Consider the following 20,920-nt stretch of genomic DNA (forward strand, 5'->3'; position numbering starts at 1 on the left):
CCGGGGGCGCTCAGACCTCCTCGACGGGGAAGGTCCGGGACGGGGTCACGACCTCCTCCTGCGCCTCCACCAGCAGGATCTCCCGCGACCCGGCGTCCTCGGTGGCCTTGAGCAGGCCGTACACCGAGGCCGCCGCCCGCTCCAGCGCGGTGCCGGCGTCGCGGGTGTCCAGCCAGTGCGCCAGGAAGAGCGCGGCGATCGCGTCGCCGGCGCCGTTGACCGAGACCCCCAGCCGCGGGGTCCGCACGCGGTGGTGCCGCCCGCCCTCGCTGGCCAGCAGGTCGACGGCGCCGTCCGGGGTGTCGTCGGTGACCAGCGAGGTGGTCAGCACGACGCGCGGGCCGAGCGCCTGGACGGCGGCCACCGCGTCGCGCACCGACGCCAGCGACCGGGTCTCCGCGCCGGCGAGCAGGTCGAGCTCGAAGTGGTTGGGGGTGACCACGTCGGCGGCGGGGACGGCGACCTCCCGCATGAACTCCGGGATCCCGGGCCGCACGAACACCCCCCGGCCGACGTCGCCGGTGACCGGGTCGCAGCAGTAGACCGCGGCGGGGTTGGCCTCCTGCACCCGCCGGACCGTGCCGACGACGGCGTGCCCGATGTCGGCCGAGCCGAGGTACCCCGACAGCACCGCGTCGGCGCCGCCCAGCACCCCGCGCTCGGCGATGCCGTCGACCACCTCCTCGATGGCGGGGCCGTCGAAGACCCGCCCGCGCCAGGCGCCGTAACCGGTGTGGTTGGAGAACTGCACGGTGTGCACCGGCCACACCTCGATGCCGAGGCGCTGCAGGGGGAAGACGGCCGAGGAGTTGCCGACGTGACCGTAGGCGACGTGCGACTGGACGGAGAGGACGGCGACCATGCGCAGAACGGTCGCACAGCGGCCACACGCTCTTCGAAGGCCCTCCGCCCGACTACTGGCCCCCGCGCTGCGCCTCGTCCACGAGCCAGGCGCGCACCTCGGGGCTGGACCGGATGCTCCACGTGCCGTCCGCGCTCCGCCGGGCGGTCACCGAGGCGCCCCCGACGTCGCTGAAGGCCACCGCGACGCGGTAGGTGTGCACGGTGCTCGACGCGTCGGTCAGGACGTAGCACATCCTGACGCCCATCGCGGGATCGCTGAGCTCGTGTCCGGGGTCGCCCAGCACCTGGCACGGTGCAGTCGGACGGAATCCGTAGTCCTCGAGGAAGGCTTCGACCGCATCCCCGGACGACTCCGTCGCGGGGAGATCCGCAGCCGCACCCGTCGGAGCGGGTGGCTCTCCGAAGACACGGATGTCGGTGAACAGCCAGGTCCCCACGGCTCCGGCCAGCGGGAAGGCGGTGGCGACCACGGTGGCCGTCGCGGCCACCGCCGCGGCAGCCTTCGAGGAGACCGTGGCGAGAGCGGAGGGGCCGCGAGTCGGTGGGGATCCCCTGATCACATCCAGCACCTTCTGCAGCGCCTTCCCGAGGCCTGCCACCCAGGCCCACAGGGCGAGCAGCACCGTGAGGGTCTTGGTGCGTTCGGTGGCGGCCTTCTGGTGCGCCTCGGCGTAGGCGACGAGTCGGTCCAGGAGGCCGCGGGGGCGGTTGACCGCATCCGTCTCCTGGACGACTGCTCCGCCCAGCGCGATGTCGTACAGGGCCCGGTGGTCGCGGTCGAACGCGCTGGTGAGCAGCCCCAAGCCGGCCAAGCCGAGGAGGAGGTAGCCGGGCCCGGACCGGGCGAACGCCCACCAGGCCGACCTGTTGCCGCCCGGCCGCACCACCCGGAGCCCGAGGAGCGCCTTGCCGAGCGTCTGCCCGGTCCACCAGGTCAGGGTTCCGTGGTAGAGGACGAAGACGCCGAGCGGCAGTATCGGCGGGAAGGGCTGACCGACCGCGGCCACTGCCGCGACCACGACCAGCAGGTCGATCGACCCGGCGGCGACACGGGCTGGCAGGCGGGCCGGTGCGAGTTCCTCGGGAGGAGGTCGTCCCGAGCTGGGCGCCTGCATGCCCGACGACGGCTCGGACCCGCGGTTCCCGGTCGACTCGTCGTCCACCACGAACCCCCTGACCGACGAGCCGCGGGTTCGGCACGAAGCCCGAGGGTCGTCGTACGCGAGAGCTGTCGAGCCGCTCCCGTGTGGACCTGTCGCCCTCCTCGATGTGCTCTCTTCGACGCCGACACCGAGGGGCGGCCTCCGGATGTCCTCGTGGATGGGCCCGGCGTCGCCATCGCTCGTCAGCGACCTCGTCGATGCGGCCCAGCGGGCCGTGGCCGGCAGCCGGCCGGGGCACCGGCGACCGCCGGGAGCGGCCGGGCAGGATGGGTGGCATGGCAGTGCCTCCCCTGACCTCCTCCGGTGTCGTCGGCGCGGCGGGCCGGGTCGCCGAACCCGTCGAGCTGCGCACCGGCGACCTGCGGCTGGCCGGGCGGCCGGTGCCGGTGACCAGCCCGGCCCGCGTCTACGTCTGCGGCATCACGCCCTACGACGTCACCCACCTCGGGCACGCGGCCACGTTCGTCTGGGCCGACGTGCTCGGGGCGGTGCTGCGCCTGTCCGGCGCCGAGGTGGTCAGCAGCCGCAACGTCACCGACGTCGACGACGTCCTCACCCGTGCCGCCGACGCGCGGGGCCGGCACTACGACGAGTTCGCGCTGTCCCAGGAGTTCGCCTTCGAGCAGGACATGCGGGCGCTCGGCGTCCGCCCGCCGACGCACGCCCCGCGGGCGCGCCACCACATCCCGCACGTCCAGCAGCTGGCCGCGGCCCTGCTGCGCGCCGACCGCGCCTACGTCCGCGAGGGGTACGTGCTCTTCCGCGCCGGGGACGTCGCTGCCCGGGCCGGCCTCGACCCCGACCGGGCCCGGCAGCTGTCGGCCGAGTTCGGCGACACCCCGGACGGCGACCCGGCCGACGCGCTGCGGGAGGACCCGTCCGACGTGCCGGTGTGGCGGCCGTCGGGCGAGCGCGACCCCGCCTGGCCGAGCCCCTGGGGCTGGGGCCGGCCCGGCTGGCACGCCGAGTGCGCAGCGATGGCCACCGCCACGCTCGGCCACGGCGTCGACGTCCTCGTCGGCGGGGCGGACCTCGCCTTCCCCCACCACGCCCACCAGGCGGCCATGGCCGAGGCCGCGGCCGGCATCGCCCCCTTCGCCCGGGCGCAGGTGCACGTCGGTGCCGTGCACCAGGACGGGGCCAAGATGGCGAAGTCCACGGGCAACCTCACCCTCGTCTCCGACCTGCTGGGGCGGGCGACCGGCCCGGTGCTGCGGCTGCTGGTGCTCGACCGCCCGTGGGGCCGCCCCTGGGAGTTCCGCCCCGGGCTGCTGGGGGAGGCGCAGGCCAGGCTGGACGCGCTGTTCTCCGCGGCGGGCCGGCCGTCCTCCTCCCCGGCCGCCGCGCGGGCCGTCACCGACCGGTTGCTGGACGACCTCGACGTCCCGGGCGCCCTCGACGTGGCCGTGGCCGAGGGCGGTGACGCCGCCCGGCTGCTGGTCCGGGTGCTGGCGCTGGGCTGACGCCGCCGGGACCCCGGCCTCGAGCACCCGACCGGGCCCCGGTCCGGGCCCGGGTCGGAGGTCCCGGCCCGGGCCGGACGTCCGGCCGGGTCCGCCGCGGTCGGTGCAGGCCAGGATGGCGGGGTGCCCGGGACCTGCTCGCACCCCGTGTTCGCCCGCGTGTACGCCCGGCTGGCCCCGGCGATGGACCGCGCCGGAGCCGCCGGGCACCGCCGCCGGCTGCTGGCCGGCCTCTCCGGCCGGGTGCTCGAGGTCGGGGCCGGCTCCGGCGCGGACTTCCCGCACTACCCGGCCACGGTGACCGAGGTCGTCGCCGTGGAGCCCGAGCCGCACCTGCGGGAGCTGGCCCGCCGGGCCGCGGCGTCCGCCCCGGTCCCGGTGACGGTCGTGGCCGGCACCGCCGAGCACCTGCCGGCCGCCGACGGCTCGTTCGACGCGGCCGTCTGCGCCCTGGTCCTCTGCAGCGTCCCCGACCAGGGCGCGGCGCTCGCCGAGCTGCACCGGGTGCTCCGGCCCGGCGGCCGGCTCGCCTTCTGGGAGCACGTCCGCGCCGGCACGCCGGGCAGGGCCCGGGTGCAGGACGTCCTCGACCGCACCGTCTGGCCCCGGCTGGCCGGCGGCTGCCACACCGGGCGGGACACCGCGGCCGCGGTGGCCGCGGCCGGGTTCCGCCTCGCGCCCGTGGAGCGGTTCCGCTGGCCGGACACCCGGCTGCCGGCCCCCACCTCCCCGCACGTGCTGGGCAGCGCGGTGCGAGCGTGACCCTGGTGGAGCTCCCGCCCCGGCCGCCGACGCCGGCGACGGGGCTGGCCGCGACCGCGGTCGCCGAGCGGGTCGCCGCCGGCCGGACGAACGCCACCACGGTGCGGACCAGCCGGACGGTCGGCCAGATCGTCCGGGCCAACGTGTTCACCTTCTTCAACGGCCTGCTCGCGGTGCTCTTCGTGCTGGTGCAGCTCACCGGCCGCTGGCAGAACGGGCTCTTCGGCGGGGTGGTGGTCGCCAACGCGGTGATCGGCATCGTGCAGGAGCTGCGGGCCAAGCGGACCCTCGACCGGCTCGCGGTCCTCAGCGCACCGCGCGCCCGGGTCCTGCGTGAGGGCACCGAGACCGAGCTGCCGGTCGCCGACGTGGTTCTCGACGACCTGCTCCGGCTGGCGACCGGCGACCAGGTGCCCGCCGACGGGGTGGTCCGGGAGGCGGCCGGGCTGGCGGTGGACGAGTCGCTGCTCACCGGGGAGTCCGAGCCGGTGGCGAAGGCGCCGGGGGACCCGGTCTGGTCGGGCTCGTTCGTCGTCGCCGGCCGGGGCCTGGTCCAGGCCACCGCCGTGGGCGACGACGCCTACGCCGCCCGGCTGGCGACCGAGGCCCGCCGCTTCAGCCGGACCTGGTCGGAGCTGGTGGCCGGGACCGACCGGCTGCTGCGCTGGATCGCCGTCGGGCTGCTCGTCGTGGGCCCGCTGGTGCTGTGGAGCCAGTTCCGCAGCCCCGACAACGACGGCTGGCGGGACGCCGTCACCGGCACGGTCGGCGCGCTGGTCGGCATGGTCCCCGAGGGCCTGGTGCTGCTCACCACGCTGGCCTTCCTGCTCGCCACGGTGACCCTCGCCCGCAGGCAGACGCTGGTGCAGGAGCTGTCCGCCGTCGAGGCGCTGGCCCGCGTCGACGTCGTGTGCCTGGACAAGACCGGCACGCTGACCCACGGCGACGTCCGCGTCGACCGCCTGGTCCCGCTGCGCGAGGGGGGCGACGGCGAGGTGGCCGCGGCGCTGGGCGGCCTCGCCGCCGCCGACCCCGCCAACGCGACCGCCGCCGCCCTCGCGGCCGCCTTCCCCGCGCCGGCCGGCCCGCCGCCGGTGTCCGTCGTGCCGTTCTCGTCGGCGCGCAAGTGGTCGGCGGTCACCACCCCGGGCGGGACGTGGGTGCTCGGCGCCCCCGAGGTGGTGCTGCCGGCACGCACGGGTCCGGAGGAGGCGTCGGCGCGGGCGCGCGCCGACGCGCTGGCCGCCGAGGGGCGGCGGGTGCTGCTGCTCGCCGCGGCCGGCGGGCCCGCGGGGGAGGACGGCGGTGAACCGGCACTCCCCGGCGGCCTGCGCCCCGCGGCGCTCGTGGTCCTCGCCGAGCGGCTGCGCGAGGACGCCGCCGACGTGCTGCGCTACTTCACCGAGCAGGGTGTGGCGCTCAGGGTGCTCTCGGGCGACAACCCCCGCACGGGGGGCGGTCGCCGCGGCCGTCGGCGTGCCGGGGGTGACCGGGGCCGCGGACGCCGTCGACGCGCGCACCCTGCCCGAGGACCCCGACGCGCTCGGCGAGCTGCTGGAGTCGGTCGGCGTGGTGGGCCGGGTGACCCCGCACCAGAAACGGGCCGTGGTCCAGGCGCTGCAGCGCCGGGGGCACGTGGTGGCGATGACCGGGGACGGGGTCAACGACGCGCTCGCGCTCAAGGACGCCGACATCGGGGTGGCCATGGGCAACGGCTCGCCGGCCACCCGTGCGGTGGCCCAGCTGGTGCTGCTCGACGGCCGGTTCGCGCACCTGCCGGTCGCCGTCGCCGAGGGCCGCCGGGTGATCGCCAACATCGAGCGGGCGGCCAACCTCTTCCTGGTCAAGAACGTCTACTCGCTGGTGCTCGCCCTGATCACCGTGGCCACCGCGGTGGCCTACCCGCTGGCCCCGGTGCAGCTGACTCTCATCTCGGCGGTGACCATCGGCATCCCCGGCTTCGTCCTGGCGCTGGCGCCGAACCGGCGGCGGTACGTGCCCGGCTTCCTGCCCCGGGTCCTGTGGTTCTCGCTCCCGACGGGGGCGATCACCGGGGCCGTCGCCTACGCCGGCTACGCCGCCGCGCGGTGGCTGGAGCCCGGCACGGGGGTGGCCGGCGCGCGGACGGCGGCGACCGTGGCGGTCCTCGTGGTGGCGCTCTGGACGGTGGTCGTGCTGTCGCGGCCGCTGACGGCGTGGAAGGTGGCGCTGGTCGCCGCCCTGGCCGGCATCGCCGGGCTCGCGGTGGGCGTGCCGCTGGTGGCCGAGGACGTGCTGCTGCTGGTGGTCACCCCGGTGCTGGTGCTGCTCGGGCTGGTCGCCGGCGCCGCAGGGACGGTCCTCGTCGAGGTCGTCTGGCGGGCGACCAGGGACGTCCGGGCCGCCGCGGGGACCAGGCCGCGCGGGTCCGCTCGTCCGCCGGCGCGCCGGGCACCGGTTGCCGGGGTGCCGGGTCCCCACCGGGCCCGGTGACGGCCGTCCCTGGGCGCGCCGGTACCGCGGACGGGCAGGCCCCTCCGCGGTACCGGGTCGGTCGGGTCAGAAGGGTGGGGGGTCGTCGGCGGGGTCGGCCGGCGGCGCGGGCGCACCGGCGAGCAGGCGGGAACCGGTGACCGGCAGCATCGGCGGACGGCCGCCGGGCGGTCCTCTGCGTGGGTCGGGCCCCGGCGGTGCGGGCGGCCCCGGTGCTCCCGTGCCGCCGGGTGGGCGACCTCGCGCCTCGTGCTGGACGGGTGGCCGGCTGGTCCGGGTCACTCCGCTGGGGGCTTCCACGGTCAGGACGCCGTCGGGGCCCATCCGGACGAGCCACCCGGGCGCGTGCGTCTTGAGCCGGTGATGCCGTCGGCACAGGCAGCACAGGTTCGCGCAATCCGTCTCGCCGCCGCAGGCGTGCGGTACGACGTGGTCCAGATCCGCCCACCCGGCCCGGTTGCCGCAACCGGGGTGGCGGCAGGTGCGGTCGCGGGTCCGGACGAACAGCCGCTGGGCGTCGGTCGGCCGGTAGGCGTCGGTGGGCGCGGGCCGGTCCAGCACCGGGCAGCCGCAGTCCCCGCCGGGATGGGCGGGGCAACCGCGGCGGGCCAGCCGTTCGAGCTGCCGACGGTCGACCACCGCGCGCAGCGTGCCGTCCGGATCGGTCAGCGCGATGGACAGGCTGCCGCCGGGCGGGGCCTGCAGACCACCGGGGCACAGCGAGTCGAGCTGGGTGAGCAGCTCGCGCAGGTGGCCGGCGGTGATCGGCTCCCCGTTCACGCTCCCGGTGGGGGCGGGGGCCGAGCCGGGTGGGCGGAACGCCGCCGGGGGCGAGCCGCCGTCGGCGAGGAACCGGGCGGGGGTCAGCGCATCGAGCGGCGCGACGACCTCGAGGTGGGCGGTGACCGTCTCGCCGTCGACCGCCCAGGGCCGCAGGACCAGGTCGGTCAGCGCCGCCACACGCAGCACGCCGAGCGGGCGCGGGTCCCCGGCGGCCTTGGCCGCGCGGGCGTGCGCATCGGCGACGCCCCGGCACGCCACCGCCAGGGGGTGCGACATCCGCGCCACCAGCTCGCTCATGCCGTCGCCGAGCGGTTTGACCGTCACGTCCGCCGCGGCCTCCGCATCCCGGCGGCGCCGTTCGCCGGCGTCGGCGTCCCGGGCGAGCAGCTCCCGGATCACCAAGGCTCGCAGCGCGGACACCGACAGCTCGCCGGCGATGGGCAAGACCGCGGCCTCCACCGCTTCGATCACCCGGGGATCGGTGCCGCGCGCCTTCCAGCCGAGCTCCCGGGCGATGGCGCGGGCCCGGGGCCAGTCCAGCCGCCCGTCGGCCAGGGCGGCGCGGGTCGCGGGCAGTTTCTCGACCAGGGTGAGCGCGTCGTCGGCGGTCACCGAGGCCTGGGTGCGGCTGCAGTTCAGGACCAAGGCCAGTTCGTCGGCGAAGAACTCGCTGGCGCCGTCCGGGGTGCCGGGGCCGGGCAGGTCGTGCACGGGAGCCCCCGGCTGCTCCGGCCGCCGGTCGGCGGAATCGGGCCGGTCGGCCGCCAGCCCGGCGATCAGCTCTGCCTCGTAGGCGGCGAGCCGGGCCTTCAACTGCTGCACCCGGCCCAGCTCGAAGGCCTTCTCGCCGGCCGACCGTGCCTCCACCGGTAGCACCTCCGACAGGCGCGCAGCACGCTCGCCCGGCGGAGACTCCTGGGCGGCAGCCCCGGCCAGGTCGGCCACGGCCAGACCGACCCCGAACGCGCCACCGGTGAACACGACCCGAAGCTATCCGGCAGGTACGACACTTCCGGGCGCTGACCAGGGACGACGAGCGACGGTGCGACCCGGCGTGGCGGGACGGCCGTCCCCGGGGGAGGGGACCTCCAGCCCTGAGCCGCCCGGCGCCGGGGCGCGGACGCTGAGGGGGTGAGCAGCGACACCGCCCTCCCCGCGGGGCGCCGGGCCACGCCGGACGCCGACCGGGTGCTCTTCCGCCGCTGGGTGGTCGCCACCACGGCCGGGGAGGCGCTCGGCTTCCTCGTGCCCACGCTGGCCGTGCTCGCCGGGGCCGACGACCCGGGCGACCCGCGGGCGTACGCCGCCCTCGTGGCCGCCGGCGCGGGGGAGGGGGCGGTGCTCGGCTGGGCGCAGGGGGGCGTCCTGGCGCGGGTGCGGCCCGGCCTCCCGCGGCGGGACTGGACGCTGCGGACGGCGGCCGCTGCGGCGGTCGCGTGGGCCCTCGGGCTGGCCCCTGCCGCGCTCGGTGACGCGATCGGCAGGTGGCCCGGGAGCGTGCAGGTGCTCGCCGGGCTGACCGCCGGGCTGCTGCTGCTGGCCTCGCTGGGCGTGGCCCAGTGGACGGTGCTGCGCCGCGTGGTCCCCCGCAGCGCCCGCTGGATCGGGTGGACCGGGGCCGGCTGGCTGGCCGGGCTCGCGGTGTTCGCCGGCCTCACCACGCCGCTCTGGCAGCCGGGCCAGGCGCCGGCGGTCGTGGCCGCGATCGGCGTCGCGGGCGGCGTCGCCATGGCCGTCACCGTCGCGGTGGTGACGGGGTACGGGCTGGTGCGGCTGTTCCGGGCCGCGCCCGAGGGCGCTGGTCACCCGGGTGGCGCCGGGGGGACCGGCTCGCGGCGGGCACCGGGCTGACCGGTCCGGCGACCCGGCGCCGCAGGTGCGGCCGCGGTCACGACCAGGTCGTCCCCCCGCGCCCGTCGGAGACCGGCCGGCGGCCCGAGGGCGCCGCCGGCCCGGCCACCGGCCAGCCGGTCGGTCCGGCGTGGTGCGGGGCGGTCGGCGGACCGGGTGGGCGGGTGCTGTTCTCCACCACGGCGTCCCGGCGCCGCCGCGGTGTCGGGGGCCCGGGGACGGCGCGCCCGATGCGGAGCACGTTCTGCGGGTGGGCGCCCCCGGTGAGGGCCGAGCGCAGCTGCTCGCGGGTGCGGGGCACCTCCACCGCCTGCGTGACGGGGCTCGCGGCCCAGCCGAGCCGGGTGAGCCCGAGCAGCACCCGCTCCAGCGCCTCCCCCGCCCGCAGGCAGGCGTGCTGGTCGTCCTCGCGGCTGGCGAGCAGCACGAGGGTCTGGTCGGGGCCGGAACCGTGGTCGGCGGGCAGCGCCCCGGCGCCGGTGGTGTCGAAGTCGCGCAGCGGCAGGTCGCCGCGCTGCCGGTCGTCGCGCTGCCGGTCGTCGCGCTGCCGGTCGTCGCGCTGCCGGTCGTCGCGCTGCCGGTCGTCGACGTGCGGGACCGCCGACGCGGGGACCCCGTCGCCCGCGCCGCGACGGCGGGTGGTCCACCGCCGGATCTCGGCGCGGTAGGCCGCGTCGGCGTTCTGGAGGTGGTCGGCCTTCCGGGTGAGGCGGGCGAGCAGGCGCCGGTGCTCCTCGCGCACCACCGGGAGCAGCTCGGTGCCCTCCTGCGCGGCCTCGGCGGTGAGGTGCCGCAGGAGGTCGTCGGGCACCGGGGTGCCGCTGAAGCGCCGGCGGTCGGTGTGCCGCTGCGGGACGGCGGCGGCCAGGGCGGCCAGGGCGGGGTCCGGGCCGCTCGCGACCGGGTGGACGACGGCCAGGAGGTCGGGGTCCTCGGGATCGGGGAGCCGGTGCACCTGCGCCGCCCACCCGCCGGCGGCCAGGGCCACCCGGGCGTTGAACAGGGCCGCGCCGACGCTCTGGGCCAGTTCCCGGCCGCCGGGGTCGACGGTGGTCAGCTGCCGGGTGCGGTCGGCCCGCAGGTCGAGCCGGTCGGCGTGCAGCACGATCCGCCAGGGCTGCGTGTTGTGGACCGACGGTGCCGCCATCGCGGCGTCGGCGGCCTCCTCCAGCAGGTCGGGCAGGGGCCGCGGGGGAGCGGCGGGGGAGGGAGGAGGTGCGGGGGGAGGTGGGAGAGCCATGCGAGTCCCTCCTGGGGTGGACCGGTCCGAGCCTCCGCCCGGCGGCCCGGGCGCCGCACCGGGCGGCGGTCCCCGGCCGGGACGACCAACGACCCCGTCGCCCCAGGGACCCCGGGGACCCCGGGGCCTGCCGGAGGGGCGCTGCCGGATGCGCTGTCAGCTCGGCGGCGTCACGTCGCCGGTCCGCGCCCGTGCGGGGCGTGCGGCCGGAGGGTGGCGTCGGGCCCGGGGAACACGACGCTCCAGCGCTCGTCGTCCAGCCAGTGGACGACGTAGGGCGGGCTGCCGTCGGCATGGGGGACGGCGGTGATCAGGCCCGTGCGGACGCCGTCGTCCACCCTCCGGCTGTGCACCACCAGCCAGTCACCCACCTCGGCGTGCACGGCGGCCTCCTCGGTCTCGGACGGGTCCCGGCCAGGACACCAGGCCGGGACGAGGCCGGCGGTGGGCACCACGGCCGGGCGGCTCTGCCGGCACGGACGTCGGGCCCTGCGTGCACGGCCGGCACGCCCTCCACCTCGGGGCCATCGCCCGGCCGGTCCCCTCAGTGCCAGGTCGGCTGCGGGGGACCCGTCGAGGCCCACCACGACCCGGCCGGGGGGTCGGTCCGCGCTGCCCGTGCCGGCCACGACGCCCTCCCGGTCCCCGGCGGCCGGTCAGCGCGGGGACGGGACGGGCGCCGGGCCGCCGACCCGCCCCTCGACCAGGCACGTCACCCCGGCCACCCGCGTCCGCGGGTCCTGCACGCGCCGGCGCGCCTGGTCGAGCACCGTGCCGCTGTGCCGCGGGACGCAGACCAGCACCGGGTGGTGCGGGCGGACGGCGGGCAGCGCGAAGGCCCGCGTCACGAGCTGCTCGCCGAGCTCGGCCGGCAGGCCGGGCTCGTCGGCCCAGAACTCGACGACGACCTGCTCGTCCTGCTCCGTCACGCGGGCCTCGGCGACGGTCCCCGCGGGCGTGACCGCCGTGACGCGGCTGGGTCCGCTGTGCAGCTCCCACGGGGTGCCGGGCGGTGGACGTCGGGCCATCGTGACCTCCTGTCCCGTGCGCGGGTCCGCGCGGCGGGTCTCCGGTGCGGTCCCCGTCCCGTAGCCGCCGCCGGGGGACGGGAGCCCGGGTGGCGGCTGCGGGTGCCGGGTGTGCGGGTGCCGGTTCACCCGTGCTCGACCCGGATCTTCCGGGGCTCGTTGCGGACCTCCGCCGACGCCACCGGGACGCGGATCTCGAGGACGCCGTCCTTGTAGCCGGCCGTGATGTCGTCCTCGGTGGCACCCTCGGCGAGCGGCAGGGTGCGGCTGAAGCTGCCGTAGCGCAGCTCGCGGCGGGTGTACCCCTTCTCCTCGGTCCGCTCCTCGACGCGGCGCTCGGCGTCGATGCGCAGCATCCCGCCGGAGACGGTCAGCCGGACGTCCCGGTCGGGGTCGATGCCGGGCAGCTCGGCGCGGATGACCTGGGTGTCGTCGTCGCGGTACTCGTCGACGCGGATGACGGCCTCGCCGGGCGCCTCGCCCAGCAGCCGGCGCATCGGCATGGTGCGCATCCACTCGTCGAAGAGGCGGTCCAGGCGGCTCCACGGCGACTCGAGGGTCGGCTTGCCGCGTTCCTGCAGGGCGGTCATCGGTCTCCTCCTCCGTGACGGTCCGGCTCGGGTACCTCCACCCTGGGTGGGCGCCGGGCCGGTGGAGCAGGGCCGGAGGTCCTGTCCGGAAGACCCGTTGCACCCTCTCCCCGGGGCGCTCACATCACCAGGTGCGCCGGCTCGCCGCTGACCTGTTCGAGGTCACCGCCCGCGGTGTCGAGCAGGCGGCGGGCCAGGTCGGACAGCGCCCGGGCCACCGCGATCTCGTCCCCGATCTCGGGGACGTCCGGATCGGCGGGGTTGAGGCGGGCGAAGCCGACGCCCACGAGCCTGTCGTCGCCCTCCCGGTCGGTGTCCTGCGTCTCGAGGTGGGCCACGGCGCGCGTCCGCCCGTCGTGCTCGCCGATGTCGACCCGGACGCTCCAGGTCTTGGCCTTGTCCATGTCAACCTCCTCGGGGGAGCGGAGCGCTGCCGACCCTGCTCCTGCCCCCGCGGGCGCAGAAGCGGCCGGAAGGCCGGACGCCGAGGGACTTCCGGCCCCTGCCCGGGCCTGGCCGCGGGCCGACGGTGGTCCCGTGACCGCACAGTCGCGGGACCTGCGCCCGGGCCCCCCGGTCCCGCGGGCACCGGTGCCCCCCGGCGTTCCCCGGGCCGACGGCGCCGGTGGTCGCCGTCGGGTCCGGGTGCTCCTGTCGGACGGCGTGCCGGCCCTGATCCGGCCCCTCGACCCCGAGGACGCCGGCCACCCGGAGCACCCCGGCGCAGCCACGGGCCGGCCCACGGCCCCGGGTGCCGTGACTCCGGGTGCCGTGACCCCGGGCGCCCTGGCCCCGGGTGCCCTGGCCCTGGGCGCCGTCGTGCGCGGGCGGGTCGTCGGCACCGTGCGGATGCTCCCGGTCGGCGGCGAGGCCGCGGAGGTCGGCGTGGTGGTGGCGCGCGAGTGGCGGGACCACGGTGTGGCCACGGCGCTGCTGGAGGAGCTGGCCGCGGTGTGCCTGCGGGCCGGGATCCGCACGCTGCTGGCCGACGTCCCGGCGGACGACGGCCGGACCGTGCGCGTCCTCAGCGACCTGGGGCTGCCGCTCGGCGTGACCCGCGAGGGTCCGTCCCTGCGGATCGAGGTGGCCCTGCACCGCGACGCGCGGTACGCCGCCGCCACCGAGGAGCGCCACCGCCGGGCCGCGGCCGCCTCGCTCCGGCCGGTGCTCCGCCCGAGGTCGGTCGCGGTCGTGGGCGCCGGCTCCGGGGAGCACTCCGTCGGGCGGGCGGTGCTGCGCAGGCTGAAGGACGCCGGCTTCCCGGGTGCCGTGCTGGCGGTCAACCCGCACGCCGCCGCCGTCGAGGGGGTGCCGTGCCGGCCGCGGGTCGCGGACCTCCCGTGCGGCACGGACCTCGTCGTCGTGGCCGTGCCGGCCGGGGCCGTCGCCGAGGTCGTGCGGGACTGCGGGGAGCGCGGGGTCCGGGGGATCGTCCTCCTCTCCTCGGGGCTGGCCGCCGTCCCGGGGCTCATCGAGCAGGTGGCCCGGCTGGTCGACGAGCACGGGATGCGGCTGGTCGGCCCGAACACCGTGGGCGTCGTCGGACCGGGCGGCGCGGGGCGGCTCGACACGACCTTCGCGGCGGGCACCGCCGAGCCCGGGGACGTCGGCCTGGTGGCGCAGTCCGGTGGCATCGCGATCGCCGCGACCACCGCCTGGCAGCACCTCGGCCTGGGGCTCTCGGCGATGGTCGCGGTCGGGGACGCCCTCGACGTCGGCGTCCGCGACGTGCTGGCGTGGTTCGACGAGGACCCCGGCACCTCGCTGGTCGCCGTCTACGCCGAGTCCGAGCCGGACCTGCGCGGGCTGGTCCCGACCGCGGCCCACCTGGCGGCCCGGGTGCCGGTCGTCGCCCTGACCTCGGGCACCTCCCCGGCGGGCCGGCGCGCCGCCACCTCGCACACGGCGGGGTCCGCGACGCCCGAGGTCGTCCGGGAGGCGGCCTACACCGCGGCCGGCATCGCGTCGGTCGGCGATCCGGGCGACCTGGCGACGGTGGCGGCGCTGCTGCGCGGGCAGCCGCTCCCGGGCACCCGCGCGGTCGCCGTCCTCACCAACGTCGGGGGCGGGGGCGTGCTGGCCGCCGACGCCTGCGTCGCCGCCGGGTTGCGGGTCGACCCGCTGCCCGGTGACGTGCAGGAGGGCCTGCGGGCGCTGCTGTCCCCGCTGGCGACGACGGGGAACCCCGTGGACACCGGTGCCGCGGTGGACGCGCCGGTCTTCGCCGACGCGCTGCGGCTCCTCCTGGACAGCCCCGCCGTCGGCGCCGTCGTCACGGTGACCGCCCCGACGGCGGTGAGCGACCCGGCCCCCGGCGTCGTCGCCGGGGCGGCGGCGGCCGCGGCCGCCGGGCGGGCCACCCCCGTGGTCGACGTCCGGCTCACCCGGGCCACCACCGTCGAGCGCCTCGAGCTGCCGGGCGCCCCGGAGGGCCGCTTCCTCGTGTCGGTCACCAGCCCGGCCGCGGCGGCGCGCGCCCTCGCCGTCGCCGCGCGACGCCGGGAGTGGCTGACCCGGCCGGCGGCTCCCGCGCACGCGCCGGCCTCCGTCGACGTGCGGGCCGCCCGGGAGGCGCTCGCCGCGGTCCTGTCGCGCGCACCCGCGGGCGACTGGCTCCTGCCGCCCGAGGTGTCCGCGCTCTGCCGCGCCGCGGGCCTCCGGGCGGTCCCGTCCGCCTGGGTGCGCAGCGCCGACGAGGCGCGGACCGCCGCGCGCACCCACCGGGGGCCGGTCGTGGTGAAGGGGTACGTCGCGGGTGTCGTGCACAAGGGCGACGCCGGCTACCTGCGCCTGCCGGTGGACGGGCCCGCCGAGGCCGCCGCGGTGGTCGCCGGGTTCCGGGCGCGGGCGGGGGAGGCCTGGCTGGGCGCCGTCGTGCAGCCGCTGGTGCCGCCGGGTGACGAGCTGCTGGTCGGTGCGGTCCGGGACCCGTCCGCGGGGCCGGTCGTGGTGCTGGGTCCCGGCGGCCGGGCCACGGATGCGCTCGGGCACCGCGTCCACCGGCTGGCGCCCGTGGGCGACGCCGACGCCGAGGGGATGCTCGACGGCACCGGGCTGTGCGACACGGCGCACGGCCGGGCCCTGGACCGGCCCGGAGTCACCGACTGCGTGCGCCGGGTCGGCTGGATCGCCGACGTCCTCCCGGAGGTGGCCGAGATCGAGGTCAACCCGCTGGTGGCGACGTCGCGTCGGGCCACCGCCCTGGACGTCCGGGTCCGGGTCGAGCCGCCGGGCTGACCGGGCCGGGCCAGCCGAGCGCGGCGCCGCCCGGGTCGCCGGTCAGGCCCAGGGGGCGTCCGGTGCGTCGATGGTCTCGTCCACCGGCAGCCGGGCGCTGGCGGGCACCGGCTCGGCGGCGAGCGGGGCCCAGCCCAGCCGCACCAGCAGCTGCGGCTCGCCGTCGTCGCCCAGGCAGGTCGAGCGCAGCTCGGCCCGGGTGGCGGGCACCTCCAGCGGCTGGCTGACGGGGTCGGTGGCCAGCCCGGCGCGGGTGGCGGTCAGCAGGACCGCGCTGAGGGCCTCGCCGGCGCGCAGCTGGTCGACCGGGTCGTCGGCGGCCGTGGTCAGCAGGGCCAGCACGGTGCCGTCGGACTCGCCCCGGCCCAGGGCGTTCTGCGCCTGCTCCCCGGCCGAGAAGCGCCGCACGGGCACGGTCCCCGCCGGGTCGGTGGGGACGTTGGCGGCCGGGACGCCGTCCCGGGCCGACCGGCTCCGCCCGGTCCAGACGGCGGTCTCCCGCGACAGGCCCGGGGTGAGCGCCTGCTCGACGGCCGCCTCCCGCACCAGCCGGGCCACGGTGAGCCGGCGGCGCTCGTCGTCCAGGACGACCAGCCGGGCACCCTCGGCCGCCGCGGCGGCGGCGAGGTCGGCCAGGAACCCGGTCGGCACGGGCCAGGTGGAGAACACCCGGCGGTCGCTGCGCCGGGTCTCGATCGCCCGGGCCAGGGCGAGGTCGTCGGCGGCCGGGCGGGCCGGCACGGTCTCCACCGCGGCGAGGTGGCCGGGGGAGTGCCGGTCGGGCAGCCGGTGCACGCGCGCACCCAGCCCGGTGGCCAGCAGCGCCACCCGCAGGTGGTGCAGCGCGGCGCCGCAGCTGATCCGCAGGTCCCGGCCCTCGGGATCGGTGGCCGGCAGCGCCCGGGCGGGGTCGGCGAACAGGTGGAGGGACGACGGGCCGATGCGCCACCGCCACGGCTGCGAGTTGTGCACCGACGGGGCCCGGTTGGCCAGGGCGACCACCGTGCGGGCGGTGCTGCGGTCGAGGGAGGCGGTGAGCACGGCAGCTCCTCGGGCGGTGGGGCGGGTGGGTCCCGGGCGTGGTCAGCGGCCGGGGGCGGGGGGAACGGCCGAGGTCCCCCGGGCGGCGGGCCGCTCGTCCCCGGCGGGGGAGGCGGCGCGGCGGACCGTGGGCAGGGCCGCGGCGATCCCGTCGGCCCAGCGGTCGACGGCAGCCCAGTCCCGGTGGTCGCCGGGGCGCCCGCCCAGGGCCAGCCAGAACAGCCGGCCCCACAGCGGCATCCCCCGGAGCACGACGACGCCGCCGAAGAGGCGGTGGTCGCGGGGGGCGAGGCCGCTGGGGAAGCCCCGCTCCACCCGCTGCAGCTCGCGGTCGGTGACCAGGCGGCGCACCGGGTCGCGCGGGGCCACGCCGGCCACGCTGAAGCACCACAGCGGGCGGTCCCCGAGCGTGACCCGGGCCCGGCGGAGGAGGTGCGTGGCGGCCGGCAGCCACGCCATGTCGTGCACGGCGCTCCCCAGCACGACCGCGTCGAAGGAGCGCACGTCGAGCTCCGGGTCGGCCGGGCGCACGACGACCTCGGCGGCGTCCCCGACCACCTCCCGCAGCCGGTCGGCGATGCGATCGGCGATCCCCCGCGTCGAGCCGGCCGCCGTGGCGTAGGCGACGAGCACCCTGGTCCGCTCCATGACCGCACGCTGCCCGGCCGGCGCCGGGACCGCGAGGGGCCGGAGGTCGCGAGGGACCGGGCACTCCGTCACGCAGGACCTTGGACCCTGAGCACCGGCCGCCGCCGACGCCCTAGCCTGGGCGCGTGTCTGAGAGCGACGGCGGCCGGGCGGGCGGCGCGGGGCGGGAGCAGATCCGGGTGTTCCTCCTCGACGACCACGAGGTGGTCCGGCGCGGGGTGGCCGACGTCCTGGAGGGCGACCCGGGGATCACGGTCGTCGGGGAGGCGAAGAACGCGGCCGAGGCCCTGGCCCGGGTCCCGGCCCTGCGGCCGGACGTCGCCGTCCTGGACGTGCGGCTGCCGGACGGGGACGGGGTGTCGGTGTGCCGCGAGCTGCGCTCGAAGATGCCCGACCTCAAGGTGATCATGCTGACCAGCTACAGCGACGACGAGGCGCTCTTCGAGGCGATCATGGCCGGTGCCTCGGGCTACCTGCTCAAGCAGATCCTCGGCTCGGACCTGGTCAGCGGGGTGCGCGCGGTGGCCGCCGGGGGCTCGCTGCTCGACCCCACGGCCACCACCGCCGTCCTGGACCGGTTGCGGCGCGCCGCCGAGCCGGCCGGTCCGCTCGCCAAGCTCAGCGAGCAGGAGCGGACCGTGCTGGAGCTGATCGGCGAGGGCCTGACCAACCGGCAGATCGGCGAGCGCATGTTCCTCGCCGAGAAGACCGTCAAGAACTACGTCTCCCACCTGCTGGCCAAGCTCGGCCTCGAACGGCGCACGCAGGCCGCGGTGCTCGCCACCGAGCTGCGCAACACCCCGCGCACCCCCCGGTAGCGGGGGTCACCCGCGGGGTGCTCCTTCAGCGCAGCGGCGCCCACCAGCGCAGCCGCGTGCCGGACCCCGGCAGCGCCTCGACGGTGCACCCGCCGCCCCGGCGCACGGCTCGGTCGGTGAGGTTGCGCAGGCCGCTGCGGGCGGCCCGCGCGTCGATGCCCCGGCCGTCGTCGGTCACCTCGAGCACCACCTCGTCGGCCACGTCCAGGGTGATGGTGACGTGCCGGCCCCCCGAGTGCCGGGCGGCGTTGCTCACCGCCTCCCGTGCCACCGCCTCGAGGTCGGCGACCAGGTCGCCGGTGACCAGGCTGTCGACCGCGCCGGACATCCGCACCGTCGGCCGCAGGGCGTCACCGGCGGTCTCGGTGACGACGTCGAGCACCCGCCGCCGCGGGCTGGCGCCCGGGTCGGCGCCGTCGGCGCTGTGCAGGTCGAAGATGGTGGTCCGGATGTCGCGGACCGTCTCGTCGAGCTGGTGGACCACCTGGCGGATCCGCTCCTGGGCGTCGGCGTCGGGCACCCGCGGCAGGACCGCCTGCAGGCTCAGGCCGGCGGCGAAGACCCGCTGGATGACCAGGTCGTGCAGGTCGCGGGCGATGCGGTCGCGGTCCTCGTAGACGTCGAGCTGGCGGGCCAGGCGCCGGCGGGCGGCCATGTCGAGCGCCGCGGCGATCTGGTCGCCGAAGGTGGACAGCTGCGCCCCGAGGGCGGCGGGGAACGGGGCCTCCCCGGCCCGGCGGGCGGCGATGACGACGGCGTCCTCCGCGTGGCTGCCGCGCAGCCGCACGCCGGTGCACGGCCCCCAGGGGATGTGCGCGTCGGGGCCCTCGTGGTCCAGCCCGCTGCCGTCGACGGTCACCACGGCGTCGGCCGCGGTGACCGCGTCGAGCACCGGGTTGGCGGCCGGGTGCAGGTGGACGCCGACCGACGGCTCCAGCCCGTCCCCGGCCTGGGCGCGGACGGTGTACGTGCCGTCGTCCGCCGGCCCGACGAGGACCCACGCACCGTCGGCCCGGGTCAGCTCGGCCACCCGGGCGGCGACGAGGGCCAGCGCCTCGTCCTCGCCGGCCTCGGACAGCAGGCACGCGCGGACGTCGGAGACCGCGGTCATCCAGCGGCGGCGGGCCTCGCCCTCCTCGTAGAGGCGGGCGTTGTCGATCGCGATGCCGGCCGCGCCGGCGAGGGCGGTGAGCACGGCCTCGTCCTCGGCGGTGAACTCCCCGTGCCGCTTCTCGGTGATGTAGACGTTGCCGAAGACCTCGCCGCGGACGAGCACGGGGACCCCGAGGAAGGAGTGCATCTCGGGGTGGTGCGGGGGGAAGCCCACCGACGACGGGTGCTGGGCGAGGTCGCGGATGCGCAGCGGGTACGGCTCGGTGATCAGCAGCCCGAGGACCCCCTTGCCCTCGGGGAGGGACCCCATCCGGGCGGCGAGCTCGTCGTCGATGCCGACGTGGATGAAGGCGGCGAGGCCGCCGCCGGGGGAGAGGACGCCGAGCGCGCCGAAGCGGGCGTCCACCAGGTCGACGGCCGCCTCGACGATGCGCCGCAGGGTGCTCTCCAGGTCCAACCCGGTGGAGACGCTGAGGAACGCGTCGAGCAGGTGCTGGACGCGGGTCTGGCTGCGGGCGACGGTGGCCAGCCGCTCCTGGACCTCCTCGAGCAGCTCGGTCAGGCGCATGCCCGCCAGGGGCGACTCGACGGCCCGCCGGGACCCCGGGGTGCTCGTCATCGTCGGACCACCTCCTCGGCCCCCGAGACTGGCACGGTCCCCGGACCGGGAGGAAGTGCTGTGCCCGGCGTCACCCGGCGTGACCGGCCCGCCGGAGCCGGCCCCCGTCGGGGGAGGGGTGGACGACGGCGACCGCGGGGTCGGGGACGGCCCGCCAGCCGCTGACCATGCCCAGCTCGACGCAGATGTAGCGGCGGTCCGGCCGGAGGGCGCCCGGCCAGGGCAGCCCGTCGAGCGCGGCCACGTCCACGGGGTCGGTCACCGACCGGGCCGGGCCGACCACGGTGACCGTCCAGCCGGTGCGGGTCTCCGCGTCGAAGGCGTCGGCCTGGAAGGCGACCACCGCGCCCCGGGTGCCGGGCACCATGCGGCTGCCGGCGCGGGCGGGGATGACCACCCGGTCGCCGTGCAGCCGGAAGGTCACCGGCTGGATCGCCGGGAGCGCGTCGCAGGTGAAGCCGAGGCGGCCGATCCGGACGCCGGCCAGCAGGTCGCGGCACTCGCCGTGGTCGAGCAGCTCGACCAGGCGGTCGGGGTCGGTCGTGGGCACGCTGCTCTCCTCGCACCGCGGCTCCGGCCGCGGAAGCCGTGGAAGGCGGCACCGCCGTGTGCTCGACGGTGCCGCCGCTCGACCACCGGCCGGGACGGCCGGGGCGGCGGGGGCCGGACGTCCCGCGTCGGCCGGTGTCAGCCGCGCGGGTCCGGCGCACCGACCGACGCCGGTTCACCGGCGAGCTCACCGGCGACCTGCTCGGCCCAGGCGCGCACCGCGGCCCAGTCGCGGACGTCCCCGACGGGGGCGCGCATCGCGGTGACCATGGCCCGCTCCCCGACCGAGAGCAGCGCCGGGTCCAGCCGGCCGGGGAAGACCCGGTGGCCGCGGGCGCGCACCAGCGCGGCGACGGGGACGGCGTCGTGCGGCTCGTCGGGCGGGTGCGGCGGGGGGCCGATGGGGCCGCTGGAGAACAGCCAGACCGGCCGGCCCCGCAGGACCTCCGCCCGCTCCGAGACGTACTCCCGCGCCACCTCGAGCCACCGGCCGGCGTAGACGGCGCTGCCGAGGACGACGGCGTCGTAGGGCGCCGGATCGGGCCGGGACTCGAGCGTGGCCGGCACCGCGGTGAGCCCGGCGGCCCGCCCGGCCGGCGAGGCGGCCAGGTCCCGGGCCAGGGCGCGGGCGATCTCGTGGGTCGCGCCGTGCCGGCTCGCCGCGGTGACCAGCACCCGG

Annotated in this window: 19 protein-coding genes and 1 pseudogene; 7 read left to right on the forward strand and 13 right to left on the reverse strand. The window is 78.1% G+C overall.

Annotation, left to right across the window (positions count from 1 at the left end; genetic code table 11):
* Positions 1 to 10 precede the first annotated feature (10 nt).
* Positions 11 to 862, reverse strand: a complete 852-nt coding sequence (pdxY, locus tag D0Z06_RS16235) for a pyridoxal kinase PdxY (RefSeq protein WP_117378597.1) — start codon at positions 860 to 862, stop codon at positions 11 to 13.
* A 52-nt stretch (positions 863 to 914) separates the two neighbouring features.
* Positions 915 to 2,027: an RDD family protein gene (locus tag D0Z06_RS16240; RefSeq protein ID WP_117378598.1), complete on the reverse strand. Its 1,113-nt coding sequence runs from the start codon at positions 2,025 to 2,027 to the stop codon at positions 915 to 917.
* Between the two features lie 275 nt (positions 2,028 to 2,302).
* On the opposite strand from D0Z06_RS16240, the gene D0Z06_RS16245 reads away from it, so the two are divergent.
* The 4 genes and pseudogenes from D0Z06_RS16245 (at position 2,303) to D0Z06_RS26745 (ending at position 6,724) form a co-directional block, all read left to right on the forward strand.
* On the forward strand, positions 2,303 to 3,490 hold the full coding sequence (locus D0Z06_RS16245; protein WP_117378599.1) for a cysteine--tRNA ligase: 1,188 nt from the start codon (positions 2,303 to 2,305) through the stop codon (positions 3,488 to 3,490).
* A gap of 123 nt (positions 3,491 to 3,613) precedes the next feature.
* Positions 3,614 to 4,252, forward strand: coding sequence for a class I SAM-dependent methyltransferase (locus D0Z06_RS16250; RefSeq protein ID WP_233517738.1), 639 nt, complete (start codon positions 3,614 to 3,616; stop codon positions 4,250 to 4,252).
* Between the two features lie 260 nt (positions 4,253 to 4,512).
* Positions 4,513 to 5,655 (forward strand): annotated as a pseudogene (locus D0Z06_RS27175) (HAD-IC family P-type ATPase); the annotation flags it as partial.
* Positions 5,656 to 5,737: 82 nt separating this feature from the next.
* Positions 5,738 to 6,724 (forward strand): HAD-IC family P-type ATPase, encoded by a 987-nt coding sequence (locus D0Z06_RS26745; protein ID WP_255419353.1) that lies wholly within the window; start codon positions 5,738 to 5,740, stop codon positions 6,722 to 6,724.
* 66 nt (positions 6,725 to 6,790) lie between these two features.
* Here the strand turns inward: D0Z06_RS26745 and D0Z06_RS16260 are convergent, their stop codons facing one another.
* Complete coding sequence (locus tag D0Z06_RS16260; protein WP_158580003.1) at positions 6,791 to 8,374, reverse strand: HNH endonuclease signature motif containing protein; 1,584 nt, start codon at positions 8,372 to 8,374, stop codon at positions 6,791 to 6,793.
* 264 nt (positions 8,375 to 8,638) lie between these two features.
* On the opposite strand from D0Z06_RS16260, the gene D0Z06_RS16265 reads away from it, so the two are divergent.
* Positions 8,639 to 9,358, forward strand: a complete 720-nt coding sequence (locus D0Z06_RS16265; protein ID WP_199522362.1) for a hypothetical protein — start codon at positions 8,639 to 8,641, stop codon at positions 9,356 to 9,358.
* 37 nt (positions 9,359 to 9,395) lie between these two features.
* On the opposite strand, the gene D0Z06_RS16270 is transcribed toward D0Z06_RS16265, so the two are convergent.
* The 5 genes from D0Z06_RS16270 to D0Z06_RS16290 all read right to left on the reverse strand — a co-directional run bounded on the left by D0Z06_RS16270 (position 9,396) and on the right by D0Z06_RS16290 (position 12,620).
* Positions 9,396 to 10,598 carry an Acg family FMN-binding oxidoreductase gene (locus D0Z06_RS16270; protein WP_147332067.1) on the reverse strand — a complete coding sequence of 401 codons (1,203 nt, stop codon included), beginning with the start codon at positions 10,596 to 10,598 and terminating at the stop codon, positions 9,396 to 9,398.
* A 170-nt stretch (positions 10,599 to 10,768) separates the two neighbouring features.
* Positions 10,769 to 11,053, reverse strand: a complete 285-nt coding sequence (locus tag D0Z06_RS16275) for a DUF1918 domain-containing protein (protein WP_233517739.1) — start codon at positions 11,051 to 11,053, stop codon at positions 10,769 to 10,771.
* A 201-nt stretch (positions 11,054 to 11,254) separates the two neighbouring features.
* Positions 11,255 to 11,626: a hypothetical protein gene (locus D0Z06_RS16280; RefSeq protein WP_147332068.1), complete on the reverse strand. Its 372-nt coding sequence runs from the start codon at positions 11,624 to 11,626 to the stop codon at positions 11,255 to 11,257.
* Positions 11,627 to 11,751: 125 nt separating this feature from the next.
* Positions 11,752 to 12,216 carry an Hsp20/alpha crystallin family protein gene (locus tag D0Z06_RS16285; RefSeq protein ID WP_199522363.1) on the reverse strand — a complete coding sequence of 155 codons (465 nt, stop codon included), beginning with the start codon at positions 12,214 to 12,216 and terminating at the stop codon, positions 11,752 to 11,754.
* Between the two features lie 119 nt (positions 12,217 to 12,335).
* Complete coding sequence (locus tag D0Z06_RS16290; RefSeq protein ID WP_117378603.1) at positions 12,336 to 12,620, reverse strand: DUF1876 domain-containing protein; 285 nt, start codon at positions 12,618 to 12,620, stop codon at positions 12,336 to 12,338.
* 367 nt (positions 12,621 to 12,987) lie between these two features.
* On the opposite strand from D0Z06_RS16290, the gene D0Z06_RS16295 reads away from it, so the two are divergent.
* Positions 12,988 to 15,453, forward strand: a complete 2,466-nt coding sequence (locus D0Z06_RS16295; protein ID WP_158580004.1) for a bifunctional acetate--CoA ligase family protein/GNAT family N-acetyltransferase — start codon at positions 12,988 to 12,990, stop codon at positions 15,451 to 15,453.
* 42 nt (positions 15,454 to 15,495) lie between these two features.
* Here D0Z06_RS16295 and D0Z06_RS16300 read toward each other — a convergent pair whose 3' ends face one another.
* Together D0Z06_RS16300 and D0Z06_RS26750 are read right to left on the reverse strand one after the other, a co-directional pair.
* Positions 15,496 to 16,494: an Acg family FMN-binding oxidoreductase gene (locus D0Z06_RS16300; RefSeq protein WP_117378605.1), complete on the reverse strand. Its 999-nt coding sequence runs from the start codon at positions 16,492 to 16,494 to the stop codon at positions 15,496 to 15,498.
* Between the two features lie 42 nt (positions 16,495 to 16,536).
* Entirely contained in the window at positions 16,537 to 17,142 is a 606-nt protein-coding gene (locus tag D0Z06_RS26750; protein ID WP_117378645.1) for a flavodoxin domain-containing protein, read from the reverse strand.
* Between the two features lie 125 nt (positions 17,143 to 17,267).
* On the opposite strand from D0Z06_RS26750, the gene D0Z06_RS16310 reads away from it, so the two are divergent.
* A complete protein-coding gene (locus tag D0Z06_RS16310; protein WP_304999760.1) occupies positions 17,268 to 17,960 on the forward strand; it encodes a response regulator in 693 nt (230 codons plus the stop codon).
* 25 nt (positions 17,961 to 17,985) lie between these two features.
* Here the strand turns inward: D0Z06_RS16310 and D0Z06_RS16315 are convergent, their stop codons facing one another.
* From D0Z06_RS16315 to D0Z06_RS16325, 3 genes are all read right to left on the reverse strand, one after another.
* On the reverse strand, positions 17,986 to 19,692 hold the full coding sequence (locus tag D0Z06_RS16315) for a GAF domain-containing sensor histidine kinase (protein ID WP_117378606.1): 1,707 nt from the start codon (positions 19,690 to 19,692) through the stop codon (positions 17,986 to 17,988).
* Between the two features lie 70 nt (positions 19,693 to 19,762).
* Positions 19,763 to 20,242, reverse strand: coding sequence for a pyridoxamine 5'-phosphate oxidase family protein (locus tag D0Z06_RS16320; protein WP_158580005.1), 480 nt, complete (start codon positions 20,240 to 20,242; stop codon positions 19,763 to 19,765).
* 137 nt (positions 20,243 to 20,379) lie between these two features.
* Positions 20,380 to 20,916, reverse strand: a complete 537-nt coding sequence (locus tag D0Z06_RS16325) for a flavodoxin domain-containing protein (RefSeq protein ID WP_199522364.1) — start codon at positions 20,914 to 20,916, stop codon at positions 20,380 to 20,382.
* Positions 20,917 to 20,920: the final 4 nt, after the last annotated feature.

It is taken from the genome of Geodermatophilus marinus, assembly GCF_003428645.1.
Taxonomy (GTDB): domain Bacteria; phylum Actinomycetota; class Actinomycetes; order Mycobacteriales; family Geodermatophilaceae; genus Geodermatophilus.